Consider the following 19084-nt stretch of genomic DNA (forward strand, 5'->3'; position numbering starts at 1 on the left):
CCCCCGAGCCTGGTTCGGGGGCGCATCGTCTGTCACGAGGGTCTCGGTCGACCGTCAGAGCACGTGCACGGCGGCTGCTCGCCACCGGCTGTCGTAGGTCTCGAGACGGACGGCGACCGCCCGACTGCGACCGCGCCCGTGCAGGACGACGACGGATTCGATCACCCCGTCGGCGGGCGAGCTCGACCGGATGCTGCCGATCGTGAACACCGGTCTCTGTGCACGGGTGCCGTGGGCCGATCGGGCCCGGGCTGCCAGGACGACGCGTTTGTGCAGGGTGCGGTAGACGTCTTCGGTGACCCACCGCGAGACCTGGTCGAGCTCACGTGCCCCGGCGAGGATCTCGACGACGCAGCGGACCAGGTTCTCGACGAGCAGGTCCGGATCGTCGGGGAACGGTGATTCGGACGGGGTGCCGGCCGGTGGGACGGGTCGGACGTGGGATCTGGTGCCGGACGGGCGACCGTCGGGTATGGGGGCCGATGCCGGAGCGGTCGGCTCCGCCCGGCCCGGGTCGCCGAGCGGCGGCACGGGCCTCAGGTGCGGGCGAGGTGGTGCTGGGGGCCCGAGGGGCTCGGCAAGGGCGAGGGCGTGGGTGTTCGAGGGCATGGGCAGTCTTCCTGTTCACGTGCGTCCGGGCATGACTAGAAGATATGACATGTGAGATGCCTAAACCAGACCGACTCGACGGTCTGTGGAGAATTCGCCGGCATGCGGTCGTGCTCGGAGGCGACCGACGTCCCCGGACGGGTCGTCGACCTAGACTGAACGGGTGTCGACGCTCAGTGATCTCGTTCTCGCCCAGGGCCTCTCGAGCGAGGTGGACGTCGAATGGCTGCACCTGCTGGTGGGGGACTGGCAGCTGCTCGCCGACCTCGCCTTCGCCGACATCGTGCTCTGGGTGCCCACACAGGCCGGCAGCTTCGTCGCCGTCGCCCACGCGCGTCCGTCGAGCTCGGCCACGCTGTTCTACCGTGACTTCGTCGGACAAGAGGTGCGCCCCGAGTGGCGCGAGCAGATCGAGCAAGCCTTCACGACGACCCGCATCGTCGACTCCGCCGCACCCGACTGGTACGAAGAGACGCCCACGCGCGTCCGGGCCGTGCCCGTGCTCCGGCGCCTGGGGGCCAGCCGACCCGACGTCACCGACGCGCCGATCGCGATCATCACCCGGCACACGAACCTCAGCGAGGCCCGCACTCCGAGCCGCCAAGAGCTGACCTTCAACCAGTGCTCCAATGACCTCTTCGCCATGATCGCCGCCGGTGACTTCCCCGACCTCGGGGCTCCGACGGGTCCGCGACGAGGTGCACCCCGCGCCTCCGACGGGCTGCTGCGTCTCGACGTCGACGGCATGGTGACCTTCGCGAGCCCCAACGGCCTGTCGGCGTTCAACCGCATGGGATTCGCCGGCGAGCTCGAGGGCGAGTCGCTGGCCGAGGTCACCACCGGGCTGCTCGCCGGCAAGCTCGTGATCGACGAGTCCCTGCCGCTGGTCGTCACGGGTCGGGCGCCCTGGCGCACCGACATCGAGGCGCGGGGGGTCACGGTGTCGCTGCGGGCGATCCCGTTGCGTGACCGCGGTGAGCGCGTCGGGGCGATCGTGCTCTGCCGCGACGTGACCGAGCTGCGTCACCAGGAGCGCGAGCTGATCACCAAGGACGCCACGATCCGTGAGATCCATCACCGGGTCAAGAACAACCTGCAGACGGTTGCCTCGTTGCTGCGCATCCAGGCCCGACGCACCCGTACCGACGTCGCCCGCGAGGCGCTGACCCAGGCCATGCGCCGCGTGCAGTCGATCGCCGTCGTGCACGACACGCTGTCCGAGGGGCTCAGCCAGAACGTCGACTTCGACACCGTCTTCGACCGGGTGCTCATGCTCATCGCCGAGGTGGCGTCGAGCCACAACACGACGGTCCGCCCCACCATGACGGGCAGCTTCGGCGCCCTGCCGAGCGAGTACGCGACGCCCCTGGCCCTCGCGCTGACCGAACTCGTGACCAACGCCGTCGAGCACGGTCTCGACGGCCGCGACGGCGAGGTCGAGATCGTCGCCGACCGCCGGGCCGAAGAGCTCACGGTCAAGGTGCGCGACAACGGCGTCGGCCTGCCCGAGGGCAAGGTCGGCGCGGGCCTCGGCACCCAGATCGTTCGCACGCTGATCCAGGGTGAGCTCGGCGGCACCATCGACTGGCACACCCTCGTCGGCAACGGCACCGAGGTCACCATCGAGATCCCGTTCCGGTGGCTCACCCAGCCCTGACCTCGTGCGTACCTCCGGACGCGACGAAGCCCGGCACCTGTGATCAGGTGCCGGGCTTCGTCATCGGCCGAGGGGCCGGAGGTCGTCCGCCGGAAGCGGTCGACGAGGGATCAGCTGGCGCGGCGGGCGCGAGCGGCGCGACGCTTGAGCGCACGACGCTCGTCTTCGCTCAGACCGCCCCAGACGCCCGAGTCCTGAGACGTCTCGAGCGCGTACTGCAGGCAGGTCTCGGTGACGGTGCAGCGCCCGCACACGGCCTTGGCCTTGTCGATCTGGTCGACGGCGGGACCCGTGTTGCCGACGGGGAAGAAGAGCTCCGGGTCAGCCTGCAGGCAAGCGGCTTTGTCGCGCCAATCCATCGATGGGTACTCCTTAAAAGTGCAGAACCAGGCACGTCGAAGCGCCTGGTTCGGGATGGGGAAAGAGAAGAATGCGGGAGGCGCGCACCGCAATGTGCGCGTCACTTCGACCTCGAATATGGTCGCATACTGGTACGGCCAAATCAAGGATTTTTCGGAGGCTCACACGTGACCACAGCAGGCCCTGACGGCCCCCGAGACGAGACCGGTCGGTCTGCCGAGGCCCGTCGACCCGCCCTGCTCTGGGTCGTGATCGTGCTCCTCGCGGCCGAGTTCCTGCTCGTCGCCGCGACGGCGGTGTTCCTGCTCGTCGAGCTGCTCGTGGCGCGCCCCGACTCGTATCCCTCGGCCGTCGCGATCTTCGTGCTGACCCTGCTGGCGACCGCCTGGCTGGCGTCCATCGTCGTCGGGACCCTGCGGGGTCGAGCCTGGATCCGTGGAGCGGCGATCGTCTGGCAGGTGCTGCAGTTCGCGGTCGGCATCGGCAGCCTGCAGGGCGTCTTCGCGAACCCGACCATCGGCCTCGCGCTCCTCGTGCCGGCCGTCGCGGTCGTCGTCCTCCTGCTCGTGCCGTCCGTGGTCGCCGCCACCTCGGCCCGCGATCAAGAGCCGCACGTCTACTGACGGTCCTCGAACGCAGGAGGGCCGGTGCCGGCCCCGAGGACCGGCACCGCGCCTCCTGCGTTCGCGTCGACGACAGGCGTCAGTCGAGGCCGAGCTTCTTGCGGAGCGACGCCACGTGCCCCGTCGCCTTGACGTTGTAGAGGGGCAGCTCGACGCCACCCTGCTCGTCGACCACGAACGTGGACCGGATCGTGCCCGTCACGATGCGGCCGTAGTTGTTCTTCTCTCCGTAGGCGCCGTACGCCTGGTGGACCGTCAGCTCGGGGTCGCTGAGCAGCGGGAAGTTCAGCCCCTGCTCGTCCTTGAACTTCTGCAGCGCGCCGGGCTCGTCCTTCGAGACGCCCAGCACCTGGTAGCCCGAGGACTTCAACGAGTTGATGTTGTCGCGGAAGTCACACGCCTCCGTCGTGCAGCCCGGCGTGGACGCCGCCGGGTAGAAGTACACGATGACCTTCTGCCCCGAGTAGTCGGCGAGCGAGACGGGCGAACCGTTCTCGTCGTCGAGGGTGAACGTCGGCGCGGCAGCGCCCTTCTCGAGCTTCGTGGACATGGTGCTCCGATCTGCGGGCGCCGCGGACGGCGCCGGTGGTTCTGAGTGGGTCAGATCTCATGCTAGTGTTGACCGTCGTTGCGAGAGATCGCAGCACGCACCTCTAGCTCAATTGGCAGAGCAACTGACTCTTAATCAGTGGGTTCTCGGTTCAAGTCCGAGGGGGTGCACGAAAGAATTGGGTCCCCCGTGTTCTGCTTCGCAGAACCGGGGGATTCTTTCGTCGTGTGGGTCTGGTCCGCTCCGCGGACCGCGGCCCACCCTGCACGGGGAGCGAGCCGGACCCGCCAGGTCGCCGTTGCCCGGGGGTGACGTCGCTTCGCTCGTCACGGGGGTGACGTTGCTTCGCTCGTCAGGGGGGTGACGTTGCTTCGCTCGTCACGGGGGTGTCGTTGCTTCGCTCGTCACGGGGTGCACGGGGGTGTCGTTGCTTCGCTCGTCAGGGAGATGCCGTCGGCTCACTCGTCGCGGCACGGGGACGGGGACACGGCAGAGGCGCGGATGACCTTGACGGTCTGCCCGCGCCTCCTGCGTCCGATGGGGTGAGGCTACTGGCCGTCGCGGGGGACCTGCGAGGCGGCGTCGCGGCCGGTCACGGGGTAGGGGCCCGTCATGCCCTCACGGAGGCGGGCGGCGGCGAGGATGCGGTCGCGCTGCAGGTGCCAACCGAGCATCAGCAGGGGGATGATCACGACGAGCGACATGACCGTGAACGACCCGATCGGCCAGTCGATCGCCATCAGGACGACGACCGCGGCCAGGAAGGCCAGCGTCAGATAGCTCGTCACCGGCGCACCCGGCAGCTTGAACGAGGGCTCCTTCGCCTTGCCCTGTTTGGCCCACTGACGGAGTCGCATCTGGCAGAGGATGATCGTGCCCCAGGCGGTCAGGATGCCCAGGGACGCGATGTTCAGCACGATCTCGAACGCCGTGTTCGCCCCGACGATGGCGTTCAGCACCACGCCCAGCAGGGTGATGCTCGCGGTCAGCAGGATGCCGCCGAACGGCACCCCGCCCTTCGACATCTTCGTCGTGAACTTCGGGGCCGAACCGTTCATGCCCATCGAGTGCAGCACCCGACCGGTCGAGTAGAGGCCCGCGTTCAGGCTCGACAGCGCCGCCGTCACGACCACGAAGTTCATGATCGACCCCGCGATGTCGCCCACCTCGGGGCTGCCGATGCTGCCGAAGAACGTGACGAAGGGGCTCTCGCCGGCCTTGTAGGCCGTGTAGGGCAGCAGCAGCGACAGCAGCACCAGCGACCCGACGTAGAACACCGCGATGCGGATGATGACCGTGTTGATCGCGCGGGGCACGACCTTCTCCGGGTTCTGGGTCTCGCCCGACGCCGTGCCCACCAACTCGATCGCGGCATAGGCGAAGACGACGCCCTGGACCACGATCACGGCCGGCAGCAGTCCGTTCGGCAGGATGCCCGACGACGCCACGAGTCCCCAACCGGTGTCGACCGCGGCACCGTCGTGTGTGACGGGGAAAGCCGCCGCGAGCCACACCACGCCGACCACGAGGAACACCACGAGGGCTGCGACCTTGATGATCGCGAACCAGAACTCCATCTCGCCGAAGACCTTCACGGCCAGCAGGTTGACCGAGAGCACCACGGCGAGGGCCACCAGGGCCAGCAACCAGTCGGGTGCCGCGGTGAACGCCGACCAGTAGTGCAGGTAGAGGGCGACCGCGGTGACGTCGACGATGGCCGTCATGGCCCAGTTCAGGAAGTACATCCACCCGGCCGCGTAGGCGAACTTCTCACCGAAGAACTCGCGGGCGTACGAGACGAACGACCCCGACGATGGGCGGTGCAGCACCAGTTCGCCGAGGGCCCGCAGGATGAAGAACGCGAAGACGCCACAGATCGCGAACACGATCGCGAGAGCCGGACCGGCCGAGGCCAGACGGCCGCCGGCTCCGAGGAAGAGCCCCGTGCCGATCGCCCCGCCGATGGCGATCATCTGCAGCTGACGCGGCTTGAGACCGTGCTGGAAGCCCTCTTGCTCGTGCGAGAAGTCTTGCGGGAGGTGCGTCTCGGTGGAGGCGTCGCCGCCCCCGTTCGTGGGACTCGTCATCGGTCGACCGTAGCCCCTATCGGTTTCGTCCGCATCACCGTCGCGAGACAGGCGAACCCCCAGGAGGCGCGGTGCCGATTCACATGCGGGTAACGAATGGGTGACGATCGACGAGCCCGCAGACATGGGCGACACGCCGGGACGCACCGTGACCGGGGTACGCCGGAGGCGTGGTCGGGCCGGTTCGCAATTCGGATGGACGACGGATGTCGGCTACGGTCGTGGAGGCCCGGGAGACCGGGCCCGTCATCATCAGGACGCGCCGACCGATGGTCCGACCAGTTCGGGTTCCGGTCGTCGTACGGTCTGGTGGCGCGAGGGTCCGGTCCCATGACCGACCCGGCGGAGGACAGGTTCGCCCCGTGGTTCCACGGTGGGCTTGAGCCGACACGGTCCGCACGCGTCGTCGACCCGTTCGCCCGACCCGATCGCCGCCGACGGCGAGCCGGCCCGAGCGGCCGGTGCCCTCTCGGCGTGCCTGGAGACACCTGTGACCACTACGCCTGCCGTGCGTGCCCGGAACCTGTACAAGGTGTTCGGCCGCCGACCCAAGGACGCCGTCGCCCGACTCGAGGCGGGTGCCTCCCGCTCCGAGGCCGCAGGCCTCGGCACCGCCGCCGTCATCGACGCGTCGTTCGACGTCCAGCCCGGCGAGATCTTCGTCGTGATGGGGCTGTCCGGCTCGGGCAAGTCGACCCTCATCCGCATGCTGAACGGCCTGCTCGAGCCCACGTCCGGCTCGGTCGAGGTCGCGGGCTCCGCGATCTCGGACGTCCCGGCCAAGCGGCTCCGCGAGGTGCGACGGCAGAACGTGTCGATGGTGTTCCAGCACTTCGCACTGCTGCCGCACCGCACCGTCATCGACAACGTCGCCTACGGCCTCGAGGTGCAGGGGGTCGCGAAGGCGGCTCGTCTGGCGAAGGCTAGGGAGGTCACCGAGATCGTCGGCCTCGCGGGTTGGGAGGACAAGCTGCCGAGCCAGCTCTCGGGCGGCATGCAGCAGCGCGTCGGCCTCGCCCGCGCCCTCGCCGCCGAGACCGACATCCTGCTGATGGACGAGGCGTTCTCGGCCCTCGACCCGCTGATCCGCCGCGAGATGCAGGAGCAGCTCGTCGAGCTGCAGGCGAAGCTCGGCAAGACGATCGTCTTCATCACCCACGACCTGAACGAGGCGATGTTCCTCGGGGACCGCATCGCCGTGATGCGTGACGGCCGCATCGTGCAGATCGGCACGCCCGAGGACATCCTCACCGACCCCGCGAACGACTACGTCGCCCAGTTCGTGCAGGACGTCGACCGGGCCCGGGTCCTCACGGCGGCCAGCGTCATGGAGCCCGCCCGGGCGGTCGTCCCGCTCACGGTCGGCCCGCGGGGCGCCCTGCGGTCACTGCGCGACCTGCAGACCGCCGCCCTGTTCGTCACCGGCCGCGACCGCAAGCTCCTCGGCTGGGTGCGCGACCGACACGTCATGCGCCAGGTCAAGGCGAACGACACCGACCTCGCGGCCATCGTCAACGCCGAGTTCTCGAAGGTCGGGCCCGAGGCGGCCCTCGTCGACCTCTTCGAGCTGGCCGTCGAGAGCCCGCTGCCGATCGCCGTCGTCGACGGCGCCGACCGTCTGCTCGGCGTCATCCCGCGCGTGACCCTGCTCGCGGCGCTCGGCAACGTCGACACGACCACCTCGCCCATCCCCGTGCTCGAGCCCGTCACCCGCATCTCGGACGTCGAGCTCGACGCCACCCTCGAAGGAGCAACCCGATGAACGAGTACCTCCGCATCCCCTTCGGCTCCTGGGTCTCGGACGTCGTCGACTGGATCACCACCAACCTCGGCGGCTTCTTCGACGTCGTCCGCCTGGTCTTCACGTTCTTCTACGAGTGGGTCGCGTACTTCCTGAGCGCGCCTCCGTTCTGGGCGGTCGTCATCGTGATCGCGGCCCTCGCCTTCGTCGCGAAGGGCTGGAAGTTCTCGGTCGGCACGGCCGTCGGCCTGCTGTTCATCGGCACGGTCAACCAGTGGGACAACGCGATGTCGAGCCTCGCCCTCGTGCTCGTCGCCAGCACGCTCGCGATCGCTCTGAGCATCCCCCTCGGCGTGCTCGCCGCGAAGTCGACCGTGGCGTCGCAGATCATCCGGCCCGTGCTCGACTTCATGCAGACGACGCCCGCCTTCGTCTACCTGATCCCGGCCCTGCTGCTGTTCCGCGTCGGCGTCGTGCCCGGCATCGTCGCGACCATCGTCTTCGCGATGGCCCCCGGCGTCCGCCTGACCGAGCTCGGCATCCGCGGGGTCGACAAAGAGGTGGTCGAGGCCGGCCAGGCATTCGGCTCGTCGCCGTGGCGCATCCTGCGTCAGATCCAGCTGCCGCTCGCGAAGCCCAGCATCATGGCCGGCGTCAACCAGGTCATCATGCTCTCGCTGTCGATGGTCGTCATCGCCGGCATGGTCGGCGCGGGCGGGTTGGGCGGCGACATCGTCGCGAGCCTCAACCGCATTGACGTGGGGCTGGGCGCCGAAGCCGGAGTCTCGGTCGTCATCCTGGCGATCGTCCTCGACCGCATGACGGCGGCCCTCGGGTCCGACCGTCGCGGTCGGCGGCTGGCCAGGGCGCAGAACCGCCGGTCCGTTCCTCCGACCCCGGCTCCCGACCGCGCGGAGGCCGAGCAGCCCCTGCCCCCGGCCGACCGCCGCGAACCCGCGACGGCCTCGGCCTAGACCCCGACCACCTGCGGGACGGGAGCACCACGTACCCACCCGACCCGCGCCTCCTGCACCACCCGAAAGGACCACATGAAGAAGCGCACCATCGCCGCATCGATCGCCCTCGGCACCACCGCCGTCCTCGGACTGGCCGCCTGCTCGCCTCCCGGCAGCAGCTCGTCGGCCGAGGGCGAGACCCTCGACAACGGCGACCAGGCCGTCGTCGACCTCGCCGTGTTCAACGGCTGGGACGAGGGCATCGCGGCCTCCTGGCTGTGGAAGACCGTCCTCGAGGAGAAGGGCTACACGGTCAACCTCAAGCCGGCCGACGTCGCTCCCGTCTACAGCGGCCTCACGACGGACGACTACGACGTCGTGCTCGACACCTGGCTGCCCACGACCCACGCCTCGTACATCGAGCAGTACGGTGACGACCTCACCGACCTCGGCGCCTGGAACGACGGCGCCAAGCTCGCGGTCGCCGTGAACGAGGACGCCCCGATCGACTCGCTCGACGAGCTGGCGGCCAACGCCGACCTGTTCGGTGGCAAGATCGTCGGCATCGAGCCGGGGGCGGGCCTCACCGCCGCGGTCCAGGACGAGACGATCCCGACCTACGGCCTGGACGACATGCAGCTGCAGACCTCGTCGACCGCCGCCATGCTCACCGAGCTGAAGAGCGCGACCGATGCGGGCGAGAACATCGCGGTGACGCTCTGGAGCCCCCACTGGGCCTACGACGCCTTCCCGATCAAGGACCTCGCCGACCCCGAGGGCACCCTGGGCGACGCCGAGGGCATCCACTCCTTCGGCGGGAAGAGCTTCACGGCGAACTTCCCGCAGCTGACCGAGTGGCTGCAGGGCTTCGACATGGACACCGAGACCCTGTCCTCGCTCGAGAACGCCATGTTCAACGGTGACGAGGTCGACGGCGACGACTACGCCCCCGTCGTCGAGAAGTGGATCTCCGAGAACCAGGACTACGTCGACGGCCTCACCAGCTGATCCGATCCCGGCACGACGTCGCCCCGGCCGAGCCCCGCTCGACCGGGGCGACGTCGTGCCGGGCGACCGGCGGGGTGCCGGGACCGGGACCCGTCGGTGGGTGACGCAGCCGGGTGAAACCACAGCCGGACGACATCCGACGCACAGGCAACCCCGAGGTCACACCCCGGGAGGCGCGGGTAGCGTCGTCGACGGACGTCACCGAGACGCCCCCGCAGCACCCGCACCTGCAGCACGAGAGGCACCAGACGTGAGCACCACCGCACCGACCGACGTCCTGAGGAGAATGGCCCGCGTCATCACGCGCACCATCTCGTCCGACCTCGTCCAGGTGTCGACCCCCGACCGCGTGCTCGGCCACGTCCGGGCCGAGCAGGGCACGTTCGTCGCGCTGCGCGGCGCCGACCCCCGCTGGGGCGAGGTCGTCGGGCGGTATCCCTCCGAGGGGCTCGCCCTCGAGGCCCTGCGGCAGCGCAAGCGCTCGATCTGATCCACCGCCACGCCGGGCCGCCCTCGAGCGGCTCCTCGGTCAGGCCGGACGGACGCCCGGGAGCCTAGCCGCCGACGCCGGCGAAGAACGACGTGAGCTGGCGCGTGATCCGATCGCGCGCCTCCTCGTCCGAGATGGTGGCCGAACCGTCGCCCGACTGCTCGCCGTAGCTGCCGAACTGCGCGTGGTTCGACCCGTCGATCTCGACCACCGATGCGCTGCCCGGCAGCATGTCACGGTACGTCGCGATCTTCGCCGGGGTGCTCAGGCCGTCCTCGGAACCCCCGATGCTCAGGACCGCCAGCTGGTCGTCGTCCGAGAGATCGGTGGTCGCGCAGTACGAGCCGAGGAGCACCAGCGCGTCCACCGTCCGGTCGTCGGCGGCGTACTGACAGGCGCGCACGCCGCCGAGCGAGTGGCCACCGACGGCCCACGTGTCGACCTCGGGGGCGAGGTCGGTGAAGGTCGAGAACGGACGGGGGTCGAGGATGCCGAACCCGAGAGTGGGTCGTTCGACGACGACGGTGACGCCGGTGGCGACGAGCCCCGCGAAGGTCTGCTCGTAGGCCTGCGGGTCGACCCGGGCGCCGGCGACGAAGACGAGACCCTGGCCGGTGGGGGTCGTCTCGGCCGGTCGCATCACGACCGTGTCGGGCCTGCTCGTCACCTCGACCCGGTCGTCGGCGGACACCGAGGCGAGCGAGGCGGCCGTCGCCGACATCGGCGTCTTGGCCCAGACGAAGAACCCCGTGGCGGCGAGCACCACGACCGCGAACAGCCCGAGGGCCACCCCCTTGAGCACGCGTCGTCGTCGTGACCGGTGACGCAGGGGCGTCGACGGCATGGCGGACTCGTGACGGGAAGCTGTGGATCGTCTCACCGTTCCATCGTCCCAGGGTCGAGCCGGGACGGAGCCGTGCGTCATGCGTCAGGCTCGGGGGATGCCCTGGATACAACTCGTCATCTCGCTCGTCGCCGCCGTCGTCCTCACCTTCGTCGTCTCGGCCGTGGTCGGTGCGGTCGTCGGAGTGGTCGCGAAGCGCAAGGAGTGGGCGCAGGCGTTCGTGAAGCGCATGCGTCGCCCGTTCCGCGCGACGCTGCTCGTCGTGCTGCTCGTCATCGCCCTGACCACGTCGTTCGACTCGCTGCTGCCCGCGGACTACCCGGGGGAGGGCTGGGTCTCGCAGTCCTTCCGGTGCGCCATCATCGTCGTCGTGGCCTGGTTCGTGGGTGCCCTCGCGATCTTCTTCGAGGACCTCGGTCTGTCGCGCTACCGGGTCGACACCCCCGACAACCGGGTGGCCCGTCGCGTCCGGACGCAGGTGCTCATCCTGCGCCGGTTGACCGTGGCCCTGATCGTGATCCTCGCCGCGGGCACCGTGCTGCTCGGGTTCCCGGGCGTCGAGGCGGTGGGCGCGAGCGTCCTCGCCAGCGCGGGACTGGTCTCGGTCGTCGCGGGCCTCGCGGCTCAGTCGACGCTGGCCAACGTCTTCGCCGGCATCCAACTGGCCTTCAGCGACGCGATCCGCATCGACGACGTCGTCGTGGTCGAGGGGCAGTGGGGCCTGATCGAGGAGATCACGCTCTCGTACGTGGTCGTGCACGTCTGGGACGACCGCCGACTCGTGCTGCCGTCGACCTACTTCACGACCACGCCGTTCGAGAACTGGACGCGGCGCAACAGCGAGCTGCTCGGCGCGGTCGAGTTCGACCTGGACTGGCGCGTCGACCCGGGCGCCATGCGGAAGGAGCTCGACGTGATCCTCGCGGGCACCGACCTCTGGGACGGGCGCACCAAGGTGCTGCAGGTCACCGACGCCCAGGCCGGCTACGTGCGCGTCCGCGTGCTGGTCACGGCGAAGGACGCCCCGACCCTGTTCGACCTGCGCTGTCTCGTCCGCGAGGACCTCATCGCCTGGCTGCACGCGAAGAGCCCGCAGTCGATCCCGCGGACGCGGGTGCAGATGGTCGAGGCCGAACCGGTGCCGACCGGGCGGGCTCCCCGCTCGACGTCGGACGCCTCCGGTCTGTTCAGCGGCGACAACGCGGACTCCGAGCGCACCGCGCTGTTCACGGCGGCCATCCCGATCCACGACATCGCCGAGTACGAGGCCTCGCTCGGCGCCGAGGCGGAACACGACCCGCACGTCGCGGGCCGGCCCGGGGGCTCGCCCGTCGGCCGTCCCGACGGCGACCCGGCCGGGCCGACGCCCGGCGTCGACGGGCGTCGCTGAGGCGACCACACGGACGAGGAGGCGCGCCCCGCCAGAGCGGGACGCGCCTCCTCGGTGTCTCGGCGGACGTCAGTCGTCGTCGTTCGCGGCCTCGATGACGTTGCCCACGGCGATCGCGGTGGACGCCGCCCAGCTGATCGCCATGAGGGCGAGGCGCCAGTCACGCGGCCCGGCGCTCAGGCTCTTGAGGAGGCTGATGCCGGAGAAGATCGCGCTGATGATCGCGCCGTTGAAGAGGAATTTGCGCACGGTGGGGCTCCCAGGGGTCGTTTCGACCACGGTACCGCGTGACGTCGCACGAGTCCGGGTGGGGGTAAGTTGAGCTGCCCGGCGTCCCGTGCCGGTGCGTCCCGCGGTCGAAGGAGAATGCCGTGCGCACTGCCGTGCTCGGAGGACTGTTCGTGGCGCTCGGCCTCGTGGCCGTCGTCACCGGAGTCCTGACCGGCGACGAACTCCTCGCCCTCGTCGAGCGGGTCGCGCCCGTGCTGGGGTTCGTCGTCGGCCTCACGATCGTCGCCGAGTTGGCAGCGGAGGCCGGCCTCTTCGCCTGGTTGGCGTCCGCCTCGGCCCGGCTCGCCGGAGGTCGGGTGTTCGTGTTGTGGCTCCTGGTCGTGGCGCTCGCCGTGCTCTGCACGGTGTTCCTCTCGCTCGACACGACGGCCGTGCTGCTCACGCCGGTGGTCGTGATCGTCGCTCGGCACGCGGGCCTGCCGCCGATGCCGTTCGCCCTGACCACGGTGTGGCTGGCGAACTGCGCCTCGATGCTGCTGCCGGTCTCGAACCTCACCAACCTGCTCGCCCTGCACGAGCTGGGGTCGCCGGCCCCCGTGCAGTTCGCCGCCCTCGTCGCGCCGGCCGCCGTGGTGGGCGTCGTCGTCCCGGTCGTGGCGATCGGACTGCGCTACCGCCGTCAGCTGGTCGGCCGGTTCGAGGCGCCGTCGTCCGAGCCCGTGGCCGATCGCGTGCTCTTCGGCGTGGCCGCGGTCGCGACGGGACTGCTCGTGCCGGCCCTGGTCTCGGGCGTCGAGGTGTGGATCCCCGCGGCCGTCGCCGCGGTCGTGCTCGTCGTGGCCACGGCCGTGCGGCGTCGGGGCGTCCTGCGGCTGGGCCTGGTGCCGTGGGGCACCCTGCTCTTCGCGGGCGGGCTCTTCCTCGTCGTCGAGGCCGCCCACTCGCTCGGCCTCGCCGACCTGCTCGGTGCCGTGGTGGGCACGGGTGACCAGCTGCCGGACCTGCTGCGGCTCGCGGGCGGCAGCGCCGTCGCCGCGAACGTCGCGAACAACCTGCCGGCCTACCTCGCCCTCGAACCGGTGGCCGGATCACCGGTGCGGCTCGTCGCCGTGCTCGTCGGGGTCAACATCGGCTGCCTCGTCACGCCCTGGGCCTCGCTCGCGACGCTGCTCTGGCACTCCCGGCTGTCGTCGATGGGCGTCGAAGTCGCGTGGGGGCGGTTCGTGCTCGCCGGGCTCGGGGTGGCGGCGGTCGCCGTGCCGCTCGCGGTCGTCGCGACGGTCCTGGTCGTCTGAGGGGGCCGGGCGTCGGCGCCCGACGCGGGTGCGGTCGCGAGGTGACGACGCGCGAAGGCGAGCGTCCGCCTCAGCTGGCCGAGCCGCGCCTCCTCGTCCCCGGCGGTGTGCACCTCGGCGGCGACGACGCCGGACCATCCCGACCGGGCCAGGTGGGAGAGGACCTCGGCGACCGGCTGCGTGCCCTGACCCGGCACGAGGTGCTGGTCGTGCAGCCCACCCGGCCGGGACGACACGACGCCGTCGGTCAGGTGGACGTGGCGCAGGCGGGGCCCCAGGGCCAGGGCGAGGTCGAGTGCGTCGCGACCGGCCACGGCGGCGTGCGAGAAGTCGAGGGTGGCCGCGTCGACGTCGGTCGCCACGGGATCGGGCCCGGGGCGGTAGGCGTCGAACCCCACGGGCCCGAAGCGGAGGGGGAACATGTTCTCGACCGCCAGGGTGACGCCCGTCACCTCGGCGATCTCGCGGACGACGTCCACGAAACGGGCCGCGAACGACCTCTGCCAGACGAACGGCGGGTGGACGACGACGGTCGAGGCACCCAGCTCGAGGGCCAGCTCGGCCGACCGGCGGAGCTTGTCGACCTGGTCCCGGCCGAAGGCGAAGTGCGCGACGGGCAGCACGGGGGCGTGCACCGAGAGCACGGGCAGGCCCCAGCGCGCGGTCGTGACGCGGAGGAGGTCGGCGCGGCGGGTCGTCCGGTCGGCCGTCACCATCACCTCCACCCCGTCGAAGCCGGTGAGCCGCGCGAGCCGGAAGGCCTCGTCGGTCGACAGCGGGAAGACGCAGGACGTGCTCATTCCGACCGTGATCACGCGGCCAGGCTACGACCGGGGCGGCAGGGCGACGTCGACCCCGCGGTGAACAGTGCGGGAACGGCGGACTACAGCCAGTCGCGACGCTTGAACTGCCACCAGAGCAGGCCGCCGATCGCCACGATCAGCACGCACGACGTGACGAAGCCCGCGGGGGACTGGAACCCCGGGTACGGCACGTTCTGACCGTAGAACCCCGTGATCGCCGTGGGGACGGCGATGATGGCCGCCCAGCTCGTCACCTTCTTCATGATGAGGTTCATGCGGTTGGACTGCAGGTTGAGGTTCGTGTCGAGGATGGTCGAGACGAGGTCGCGCAGCGAGTCGTTCTGCTCGGCCACGCGCAGCACGTGGTCGTAGACGTCCTGGAAGTACGGGTGCATGGCGGAGTCGACCTCCTTGAGGTCGCGGCGCAGCAGGGTGTTCAGCACCTCGCGCATCGGCGACGCGACCCGCCGCAGCTGGACGAGGCTCTTGCGCAGGGCGAACGAGCGCTTCTGCACGTCGATGGTGCGGGGCGCGGGGTCGAAGAGGTCGTCGGCGATGCCCTCGATCTCGTCGTCCAGCGCGTCCGTGGCGTCGAAGTGCCGGTCCACGACGCAGTCGAGCAGACCCCAGAGGAAGTACGAGACGCCGTGCGACGCCAGGTCGCGGTTCTGGTCGAAGGTCGCCTGCAGCCGGGTGACGTCGAACTCGGGATGGTGGATCGTCACGAGGGCACGCTCCGTGATGAACGCCTTCACCTCGCTCGTGTCGAGCACGCCGCTGGCCCGGTCGAACCGCACGTCGTAGAGAGCGGTGAACAGATGGTTGTCGTAGCGGTCGACCTTGGGGCGCTGTCCGTCCTGAAGCGCGTCCTCGACGGCGAGCTCGTGCAGACCGAGTTCGTCCTCGAGCGAGGCGAGGTCGCCTGCTGTCGGGTCGGTGAGGTCGATCCACACGTGGCAGCCGTCGGTCTCGAGGTGGTCGCTCACCTCGTGCAGCGGGAAGTCGTGGGCGATCAGCTCGCCCCCGCGGTAGGCGCGCGTGACGATGGTCGTGTCGGACTGGTCGCCCTCGTCGGCGGTGCCGTGGGGCCCCTCGGTGCGCGGGGGACGGGTGTCGGTCATGAGGCGCATGCTATTCCCGTGACCTCGTACACGAAGCAGCGTGCCGACGCCCCCGTCGGGTTCTTCGAGGCCGAGGCGGCCGGGCTCGCCTGGCTCGCCGAGGCCACACCCCGAGGAGGCGCGCGCACCGTGGGCGTGCAGGCCGCGTCCCCGGGGCGCATCGACCTCGATCCCGTGCACGAGGTCCGACCCACGGCCGAGGCCGCCCGGGCCTTCGGCGAGGCGCTCGCGGTGACCCACGCGAGCGGCGCGGACGCGTTCGGCGCGCCTCCTCGGGGGTGGACGGGCCCGTGCTTCATCGGCAGCCGATCGATGACCGTGCGACCGAAGGCGACCTGGGGCGTCTTCTACGCCGAACAGCGGGTCCTGCCGTACGCCCGCGTCGCCGTCGAGGCGGGCAGCCTCGACCGGGCGGGCCTCGAGGTCGTCGAGCGGGCGTGCCGCGTCGTCGCCGACGGTGCCTTCGACGACGACGTCCCGCCGGCTCGCCTCCACGGCGACCTGTGGGCCGGCAACGTGCTCTTCGACGGCGGGGGAGTCGTGCTGATCGACCCGGCGGCCCACGGCGGGCACCCCGAGACCGACCTGGCGATGCTGGCGTTGTTCGGCTGCCCGCACCTCGACGACGTGCTGGCAGGCTACGAGACGCGCTCGCCGCTGGGGGAGGGATGGCAGGGCCGCGTGCCGCTGCACCAGCTGCATCCGCTGGCCGTGCACGCCGCCGGTCACGGGCCGAGCTACGGCGTGGCGCTGGTGCGGGCCGCCGAGGCGACCCTGCGCCTCGTCTGACCGGCGCCGCAGAGGGGTACGCCGGCCGCCAGGGGGCGTCTGGGCGCCGCTGATAATCTGGCCGTCCCGCGTCCGTGCGGGCGATCCGACAGGAGCTGACCCACCCCCATGCCTGACACCCCCGCACGCTACGGCTTCGTCGTCGTCTCCAACCGCCTCCCCGTCGACCGGGTCGTCGCCGACGACGGTTCGGCGTCCTGGCAGCACTCGCCCGGGGGTCTCGTCACCGCCCTCGAGCCGGTCATGAAGGCCAACGACGGTGCGTGGGTGGGCTGGGCGGGACAGCCCGACCTCGAGTTCGAGCCCTTCGAGGCGGACGGGATCGAGATCGTCCCCGTGCCGCTCAGCGCCGACGAGGTGCAGCGCTACTACGAGGGCTTCAGCAACGACACGCTGTGGCCGCTCTACCACGACGTCATCGCGGCACCGACCTACCACCGGGTCTGGTGGGAGTCCTACGTGCAGGTCAACCAGCGCTTCGCCGACCGGGCCGCCGAGATCACCGAAGAGGGCGGCACCATCTGGGTGCAGGACTACCAGCTGCAGCTCGTGCCGAAGATGCTGCGCGAGGCCCGACCCGACGTCACCATCGGGTTCTTCAACCACATCCCGTTCCCGCCGCTCGGCATCTTCTCGCAGCTGCCCTGGCGGCAGCAGATCGTCGAGGGCCTGCTCGGCGCCGACGTCATCGGCTTCCAGCGGGCCGACGACGCGTCGAACTTCTCGCGCGCCGTCCGACACCTGCTCGGCTACTCGACGACGCGCCCCTACATCGAGGTGCCGGTCGACGACGAGTCCGCGCCGGTGTCGCGCCGCGGCACGAAGGTGCGCCGGGTGCTGGCGAAGCACTTCCCGATCTCGATCGACGCCGCCAGCTACGAAGAGCTCGCCGCCCGACCCGACGTCCAGGCCAGGGCCCGCGAGATCCGCGAGGGCCTCGGCAACCCCAAGACGATCATGCTCGGCGTCGACCGTCTCGACTACACCAAGGGCATCCGGCACCGCATGAAAGCCTTCGGCGAGCTGCTCGCCGACGGTCGGCTCAGCGTCGAGGACGCCACGCTCGTGCAGGTCGCGAGCCCGAGCCGCGAGCGGGTCGAGACGTACAAGCAGCTGCGCGACGAGATCGAGTTGACCGTCGGCCGCGTGAACGGCGACTACGGCACCATGAGCCACACGGCCATCAGCTACCACCACCACGGTTACCCCCGTGAAGAGATGGTGGCGCTGTACCTCGCCGCCGACATCATGCTGGTCACGGCCCTGCGCGACGGGATGAACCTGGTCGCGAAAGAGTACGTGGCGGTGCGTCGCGACAACGACGGCGTGCTCGTGCTCAGCGAGTTCGCCGGCGCGGCCGACGAGCTCAAGAGCGCCCTGCTGATCAACCCGCACGACATCGGCGGCCTCAAGAACACGATCATGCGTGCCGTCGAGATGCCCAAGCGGGACCGCACCACGCGCATGCGGGCCCTCCGCCGCCGCGTGCTCGAGAACGACGTGGCCAAGTGGTCGGCGTCCTTCCTCCAGGCCCTCGAGAACGTGCGACCGGGGCAGCAGATCACCCCGGCCCCGGCCCCGGCCTCGGACGCGACGGGCGGCGACGCCTCGTGACCGGTTCCGACTCCCTGGCGCTCAGCGACGCGCTCGGTCGCCTCGCGACGACCCCGCGCCTCCTCGTGGCCCTCGACTTCGACGGCACCCTCGCCCCCGAGGTCGACGCGCCCCTGCAGGCCCGGGCGCTGCCCGCGGCCCTGGACGCGATCACGCGCCTGTCGGCCCTCGACCAGACCACCGTGGCCCTGGTGTCCGGGCGCGACCTCGCCTCGCTGGTCGAGGTCAGCCAGACCCCCGACGAGGTGCTGCTGGTCGGCTCGCACGGCATCGAGGTCCGGATCGACGGTCACGAGACCTCCTTGAGCGACGACGAGCGGGCTGCCCGCGCGCGCCTGTCCGACGCCGTCCACGGTGCGGCCGAGGGGCGTGAGGGCGTCTTCGTCGAAGAGAAGCCCGCTGGCCTCGCCCTGCACACGCGGCTCGCGGACGCCGCGACGACCGAGGCCGTCCACGGTGCCGCCCGCGAGGCCGTCGGTGCGCTCGGCGGCATGCACGAGCGGATCGGCAAGAACGTGCTCGAGTTCGCCGTCCGGGCGACCGGCAAGAACGACGGCATCGACCAACTCCGTGAAGCCGTCGAGGCCACGGGCGTCCTCTACGCGGGGGACGACGTGACGGACGAGGACGGCTTCCGAGCGCTCGGCCAGGGCGACCTGTCGATCAAGGTCGGCCCGGGAGAGACAGGGGCGATGCACCGCGTCGCGGACCCCGCCGCGATGGCCGACCTGCTCGTCGAACTGGCCGGTCTGCGTGAGCACCTGGGGCATGCCTGACCCCGCATGTCTTGCACGGGTGTGATGATCCGGTCTGAGCATTCCCAGGCGACCGCAAGGTAGTCTGGACTCTCCGCCGCGACTCCCCGCCGCCGCTCAGCCGAGCCGGTTCGACGAGGTCGCCAGCCGACGGAGGTCGC

At 70.6% G+C, this 19084-nt stretch carries 18 protein-coding genes, 1 tRNA gene and 1 pseudogene; 12 read left to right on the forward strand and 8 right to left on the reverse strand.

The window, feature by feature from the left end; translation table 11 throughout:
- Positions 1-54: 54 nt before the first annotated feature.
- Positions 55-609: an Rv3235 family protein gene (locus IFT88_RS17085; protein WP_249408870.1), complete on the reverse strand. Its 555-nt coding sequence runs from the start codon at positions 607-609 to the stop codon at positions 55-57.
- 163 nt (positions 610-772) lie between these two features.
- Here IFT88_RS17085 and IFT88_RS07190 point away from each other — a divergent pair, with 163 nt between their 5' ends.
- Positions 773-2266 carry a histidine kinase N-terminal domain-containing protein gene (locus IFT88_RS07190; RefSeq protein WP_192119743.1) on the forward strand — a complete coding sequence of 498 codons (1494 nt, stop codon included), beginning with the start codon at positions 773-775 and terminating at the stop codon, positions 2264-2266.
- Between the two features lie 110 nt (positions 2267-2376).
- Here IFT88_RS07190 and IFT88_RS07195 read toward each other — a convergent pair whose 3' ends face one another.
- Complete coding sequence (locus IFT88_RS07195; RefSeq protein ID WP_043594001.1) at positions 2377-2625, reverse strand: WhiB family transcriptional regulator; 249 nt, start codon at positions 2623-2625, stop codon at positions 2377-2379.
- 168 nt (positions 2626-2793) lie between these two features.
- Here IFT88_RS07195 and IFT88_RS07200 point away from each other — a divergent pair, with 168 nt between their 5' ends.
- Complete coding sequence (locus tag IFT88_RS07200; RefSeq protein ID WP_043593999.1) at positions 2794-3249, forward strand: hypothetical protein; 456 nt, start codon at positions 2794-2796, stop codon at positions 3247-3249.
- 79 nt (positions 3250-3328) lie between these two features.
- Here IFT88_RS07200 and bcp read toward each other — a convergent pair whose 3' ends face one another.
- Entirely contained in the window at positions 3329-3799 is a 471-nt protein-coding gene (bcp, locus tag IFT88_RS07205) for a thioredoxin-dependent thiol peroxidase (RefSeq protein WP_043593998.1), read from the reverse strand.
- A gap of 97 nt (positions 3800-3896) precedes the next feature.
- Here bcp and IFT88_RS07210 point away from each other — a divergent pair.
- A tRNA-Lys gene (locus IFT88_RS07210) sits at positions 3897-3969 on the forward strand.
- 378 nt (positions 3970-4347) lie between these two features.
- Here the strand turns inward: IFT88_RS07210 and IFT88_RS07215 are convergent.
- Positions 4348-5886: an amino acid permease gene (locus IFT88_RS07215; RefSeq protein WP_043593995.1), complete on the reverse strand. Its 1539-nt coding sequence runs from the start codon at positions 5884-5886 to the stop codon at positions 4348-4350.
- A gap of 490 nt (positions 5887-6376) precedes the next feature.
- Between IFT88_RS07215 and IFT88_RS07220 the strand changes: the two genes are divergently transcribed.
- The 4 genes from IFT88_RS07220 to IFT88_RS07235 all read left to right on the forward strand — a co-directional run bounded on the left by IFT88_RS07220 (position 6377) and on the right by IFT88_RS07235 (position 10081).
- On the forward strand, positions 6377-7648 hold the full coding sequence (locus IFT88_RS07220) for a quaternary amine ABC transporter ATP-binding protein (RefSeq protein WP_342212099.1): 1272 nt from the start codon (positions 6377-6379) through the stop codon (positions 7646-7648).
- On the forward strand, positions 7645-8601 hold the full coding sequence (locus IFT88_RS07225; protein WP_082452249.1) for an ABC transporter permease: 957 nt from the start codon (positions 7645-7647) through the stop codon (positions 8599-8601). The genes IFT88_RS07220 and IFT88_RS07225 overlap by 4 nt, the downstream gene beginning before the upstream one ends.
- 75 nt (positions 8602-8676) lie before the next feature.
- Entirely contained in the window at positions 8677-9591 is a 915-nt protein-coding gene (locus IFT88_RS07230) for a glycine betaine ABC transporter substrate-binding protein (protein WP_056225736.1), read from the forward strand.
- A gap of 250 nt (positions 9592-9841) precedes the next feature.
- Positions 9842-10081, forward strand: a complete 240-nt coding sequence (locus IFT88_RS07235; protein ID WP_156155483.1) for a hypothetical protein — start codon at positions 9842-9844, stop codon at positions 10079-10081.
- A 64-nt stretch (positions 10082-10145) separates the two neighbouring features.
- Here the strand turns inward: IFT88_RS07235 and IFT88_RS07240 are convergent, their stop codons facing one another.
- The gene (locus IFT88_RS07240) at positions 10146-10925 is read right to left on the reverse strand and encodes an alpha/beta hydrolase (RefSeq protein WP_192119745.1); all 780 of its coding nucleotides are present in this window, start codon (positions 10923-10925) and stop codon (positions 10146-10148) included.
- A 97-nt stretch (positions 10926-11022) separates the two neighbouring features.
- Here IFT88_RS07240 and IFT88_RS07245 point away from each other — a divergent pair, with 97 nt between their 5' ends.
- Positions 11023-12315: a mechanosensitive ion channel family protein gene (locus IFT88_RS07245; RefSeq protein WP_192119747.1), complete on the forward strand. Its 1293-nt coding sequence runs from the start codon at positions 11023-11025 to the stop codon at positions 12313-12315.
- Positions 12316-12384: 69 nt separating this feature from the next.
- Here IFT88_RS07245 and IFT88_RS07250 read toward each other — a convergent pair whose 3' ends face one another.
- Positions 12385-12564 carry a hypothetical protein gene (locus IFT88_RS07250; RefSeq protein WP_043593989.1) on the reverse strand — a complete coding sequence of 60 codons (180 nt, stop codon included), beginning with the start codon at positions 12562-12564 and terminating at the stop codon, positions 12385-12387.
- 122 nt (positions 12565-12686) lie between these two features.
- On the opposite strand from IFT88_RS07250, the gene IFT88_RS07255 reads away from it, so the two are divergent.
- A complete protein-coding gene (locus IFT88_RS07255) occupies positions 12687-13841 on the forward strand; it encodes an SLC13 family permease (RefSeq protein WP_192119749.1) in 1155 nt (384 codons plus the stop codon).
- A gap of 77 nt (positions 13842-13918) precedes the next feature.
- Here IFT88_RS07255 and IFT88_RS07260 read toward each other — a convergent pair.
- Together IFT88_RS07260 and IFT88_RS07265 are read right to left on the reverse strand one after the other, a co-directional pair.
- Positions 13919-14641: pseudogene (locus IFT88_RS07260) on the reverse strand (sugar phosphate isomerase/epimerase family protein); the annotation flags it as partial.
- Between the two features lie 83 nt (positions 14642-14724).
- Positions 14725-15765 (reverse strand): magnesium transporter CorA family protein, encoded by a 1041-nt coding sequence (locus IFT88_RS07265; RefSeq protein WP_082452362.1) that lies wholly within the window; start codon positions 15763-15765, stop codon positions 14725-14727.
- An 18-nt stretch (positions 15766-15783) separates the two neighbouring features.
- Between IFT88_RS07265 and IFT88_RS07270 the strand changes: the two genes are divergently transcribed.
- The 3 genes from IFT88_RS07270 (at position 15784) to otsB (ending at position 18944) form a co-directional block, all read left to right on the forward strand.
- Complete coding sequence (locus IFT88_RS07270; RefSeq protein ID WP_192119750.1) at positions 15784-16554, forward strand: fructosamine kinase family protein; 771 nt, start codon at positions 15784-15786, stop codon at positions 16552-16554.
- A 108-nt stretch (positions 16555-16662) separates the two neighbouring features.
- Positions 16663-18168: an alpha,alpha-trehalose-phosphate synthase (UDP-forming) gene (gene otsA, locus IFT88_RS07275; RefSeq protein ID WP_192119752.1), complete on the forward strand. Its 1506-nt coding sequence runs from the start codon at positions 16663-16665 to the stop codon at positions 18166-18168.
- Positions 18165-18944: a trehalose-phosphatase gene (gene otsB / locus IFT88_RS07280; protein ID WP_192119761.1), complete on the forward strand. Its 780-nt coding sequence runs from the start codon at positions 18165-18167 to the stop codon at positions 18942-18944. The genes otsA and otsB overlap by 4 nt, the downstream gene beginning before the upstream one ends.
- Positions 18945-19084: the final 140 nt, after the last annotated feature.

The sequence above is a fragment of the Frigoribacterium sp. CFBP 8751 genome, from assembly GCF_014841545.1.
GTDB lineage: Bacteria > Actinomycetota > Actinomycetes > Actinomycetales > Microbacteriaceae > Frigoribacterium.

Bases quoted from the DNA above. Each gene is read 5' to 3' on its own strand.
- IFT88_RS17085 (WP_249408870.1), bottom strand. From the start codon at position 609: ATGCCCTCGAACACCCACGCCCTCGCCCTTGCCGAGCCCCTCGGGCCC.
- IFT88_RS07195 (WP_043594001.1), bottom strand. From the start codon at position 2,625: ATGGATTGGCGCGACAAAGCCGCTTGCCTGCAGGCTGACCCGGAGCTC.
- bcp (WP_043593998.1), bottom strand. From the start codon at position 3,799: ATGTCCACGAAGCTCGAGAAGGGCGCTGCCGCGCCGACGTTCACCCTC.
- IFT88_RS07215 (WP_043593995.1), bottom strand. From the start codon at position 5,886: ATGACGAGTCCCACGAACGGGGGCGGCGACGCCTCCACCGAGACGCAC.
- IFT88_RS07225 (WP_082452249.1), top strand. From the start codon at position 7,645: ATGAACGAGTACCTCCGCATCCCCTTCGGCTCCTGGGTCTCGGACGTC.
- IFT88_RS07230 (WP_056225736.1), top strand. From the start codon at position 8,677: ATGAAGAAGCGCACCATCGCCGCATCGATCGCCCTCGGCACCACCGCC.
- IFT88_RS07240 (WP_192119745.1), bottom strand. From the start codon at position 10,925: ATGCCGTCGACGCCCCTGCGTCACCGGTCACGACGACGACGCGTGCTC.
- IFT88_RS07245 (WP_192119747.1), top strand. From the start codon at position 11,023: ATGCCCTGGATACAACTCGTCATCTCGCTCGTCGCCGCCGTCGTCCTC.
- IFT88_RS07265 (WP_082452362.1), bottom strand. From the start codon at position 15,765: ATGACCGACACCCGTCCCCCGCGCACCGAGGGGCCCCACGGCACCGCC.
- otsA (WP_192119752.1), top strand. From the start codon at position 16,663: ATGCCTGACACCCCCGCACGCTACGGCTTCGTCGTCGTCTCCAACCGC.